2 protein-coding genes and 2 pseudogenes are annotated in these 2,652 nt (G+C 50.1%); 1 reads left to right on the top strand and 3 read right to left on the bottom strand.

Annotated features, from left to right (window positions below; all coding sequences use genetic code 11):
• The 3 genes and pseudogenes from AC5I6P_RS05145 to AC5I6P_RS05135 all read right to left on the bottom strand — a co-directional run.
• A pseudogene (locus tag AC5I6P_RS05145) lies at positions 1-338 on the bottom strand (transposase domain-containing protein); the annotation flags it as partial.
• 48 nt (positions 339-386) lie between these two features.
• Positions 387-1,118, bottom strand: a pseudogene (locus AC5I6P_RS05140) (IS21 family transposase); the annotation flags it as partial.
• 136 nt (positions 1,119-1,254) lie between these two features.
• Positions 1,255-1,413: a hypothetical protein gene (locus AC5I6P_RS05135; protein ID WP_495692684.1), complete on the bottom strand. Its 159-nt coding sequence runs from the start codon at positions 1,411-1,413 to the stop codon at positions 1,255-1,257.
• 98 nt (positions 1,414-1,511) lie between these two features.
• Between AC5I6P_RS05135 and pyrC the strand changes: the two genes are divergently transcribed.
• On the top strand, positions 1,512-2,564 hold the full coding sequence (gene pyrC, locus AC5I6P_RS05130; RefSeq protein ID WP_495692683.1) for a dihydroorotase: 1,053 nt from the start codon (positions 1,512-1,514) through the stop codon (positions 2,562-2,564).
• The last annotated feature ends 88 nt before the right edge of the window (positions 2,565-2,652 follow it).

The raw sequence follows: 2,652 nt of genomic DNA, 5'->3' as shown, positions 1-2,652 counted from the left end.
TTCCGGGCACTGCAGAGAATCACCTTATCCATCTCTCCATTATGCAACGCCGTTTCGTCTACGCGCCAGGAATCATTCGTTGGCTTCAGATGAGGTCGAATGCGTTTATCGAGTTCCGGGGCATACTTCAGCACCCATCGGTTGTTTGCCTATGTCGTGGCGAAGCCATCGTTGAGTGGTCTGCCTCCACTCCTCGTTCCTGCATCATCTCCTCTAAATCTCGCACCCCTTGGGGAAGCGAAGCTACAGCTCAAAGCATAGCGGCAATACCACCGCACATTGGGCAGGATGATTTCGGGCAAAAAATGCCGCCATTTGAAGGGAGAAGCAGTAGACATCGGAGGGCAAGAAGGAGAGTATCGTCCTGCTTACCTTACACGACTCGGTTTTTGCGACATAACCGGTTGCAGTCGATAATGACTGCACAAGTCATCATACAGACGAGTGAGCGGTTTGTTTCGTACCCCACCCATGTTGCGACATGCCGCACTCAAACTATCAGTGCGATGTTGCTTCGGCACGCCTCCACACAAAAACAGCGCATTCTGCAACCCTTCAGATAACGCAATAAAGCTTTCTCCGCCTTAAATGATTTGAGCGTACTGCCACCCACTGTAGGCCAATCGGTAATGGTACAACAAATGCTCAAACGGTTTGCCGGCAATGGTAATCTCAATTCCTTTGAGTTCCGTGAAGTTGGACAAGCCCATCATCCCCGGGTCATGCCGCAACTCAAACATAATCTCTTTGCTATCACCATGTAAGGCTTTCCAGGCGGCAACCCGCCGTTGCAGGGTGCGAAGTACTTGCGGGTACTGGCCGGGATAGCGTTCTTGCAGCCATTCAAACAAGGTCATCGGTTGAAGACCAGGACTGGCTTTGAGCATTGGCTTCAACTCAGACTCCCAAACCTCAGCCAGCGGGTCAGGCGTACTTCTCCAATCACGCACTCGTCCTCGATTTGGTTGCTGCTCGCCTGCTTCAATTCGTTGCCCAGTTCGGGCTGAAAAGCCAGACAACTCTGCGGCTTCCACTTGAGTGAAGCCTTTTTCTCGTGCCCTCATATACACTTGAGTTTGATATGTTTTGATTTTTCCAGACACCCTGCGAGTCTCCATGTACCGATGGAACTCTTCCAGGGTGTCTTTTTGATGCTGCTCCTTGACTCATTGAGTCAGGCGAGCTTTTCGCGATCATCCGGTGGGTGAATGAAATACCTCGCCAATCTTCCTGACTTCACCGCCAGCTTCATTGTCATCTAATAATCACCCGCGAAATTGCGCTGACCGTGCGTTTTCCCGGTGCTAGAATTGCACCCACAACTAGAACTAAAACACTTCGCCACACCCGCTTGAAAAATAGGGCAGCAAACGGTAGCAGCAAGCTTAAAAAGTCTTCCGGTAGCATCTGCATCAGAACCCATTTAATATCCTTGTTCTGATTTTGCTACCTTTTCTACTGACTGAATGGATAAAGTCGAGCTAAAGCACTCGCAGTTTTATAATTGAAAGATGAAAAAGCTTACGATTACCCGACCTGACGACTGGCATCTGCATCTACGCGACGGTGCGGCGCTGAAAGCAGTTCTGCCCCACACTGTGCGTCAGTTTGCCCGCGCGATTATCATGCCGAACTTGAAGCCCCCAGTACGCTCGGTAGCTGATGCTGCGGCCTATCGCGATCGCATCCTTGCAGCCATTCCAGATGGCAAACGGTTTGAACCACTGATGACGCTCTACCTCACCGACAACACCAGCCCCGAAGAAATTACCGCTGCCAAAGAATCCCAGTTTGTCAAAGCGGTAAAGTACTACCCAGCCGGTGCAACGACCAACTCAGACTTGGGTGTGACGGACATTCGTCAGTGCGATCGCGTCTTTGAAGCGATGCAGCAGGTAGACATGCCTTTACTCCTGCATGGGGAAGTGACCGATCAAGATGTTGATATGTTCGACCGCGAGAAAGTGTTTATCGAGCGACATTTGATCCCCCTCAATCAGCGATTTCCCAACCTGCGCGTGGTGCTTGAACACGTTACTACCTCAGATGCTGTGCAGTATGTCCTGTCTACCAACAATATCGCTGCGACGATCACGCCACAACATCTATTGTTTAACCGCAATATCCTATTTCAAGGTGGCATTCGCCCCCATTTTTACTGCCTGCCCATTTTGAAACGTGAGGAGCATCGCCTGGCTCTTTTGCAAGCGGCAGCCTCTGGTAATCCTAAGTTTTTTCTTGGCACCGATAGCGCTCCCCATCCCCGCAATGGCAAAGAAAGTTCCTGTGGCTGTGCGGGTTGCTATTCGGCTCTGCATGCTATGGAGTTATATGCAGAAGCTTTTGAGAGCGTTGATGCACTCGATAAACTTGAAGCTTTCGCCAGTTTCTATGGACCAGATTTTTATCAACTCCCGCGCAATACCGAACAGATTACTTTGGCCAGAACGACCTGGCGCGTTCCCGATGAAATTTCATTTACTGAATCTGGACTTGTGCCCTTACGGGCAGGTCAGGAGATGACGTGGCAAATGCTTGACGCTAGCATGGCTGAAGCTAATTGATTTGGATGATCATGTTATCGATACGCTATTCCTTAGTGCAACTTTAGGAAACCTGTTTTGTCAGTGGGTCGAGTAAGGGACAATCGAA

This window comes from Myxacorys sp. (assembly GCF_059501405.1).
Note: the sequence above shows the minus strand (reverse complement) of the source record. Positions and strands in the feature narration are given on the sequence as shown.

Excerpts from the sequence above, each read along its gene's own strand:
- pyrC (WP_495692683.1), top strand. The coding sequence starts at position 1,512 with ATGAAAAAGCTTACGATTACCCGACCTGACGACTGGCATCTGCATCTA.
- AC5I6P_RS05135 (WP_495692684.1), bottom strand. The coding sequence starts at position 1,413 with ATGCAGATGCTACCGGAAGACTTTTTAAGCTTGCTGCTACCGTTTGCT.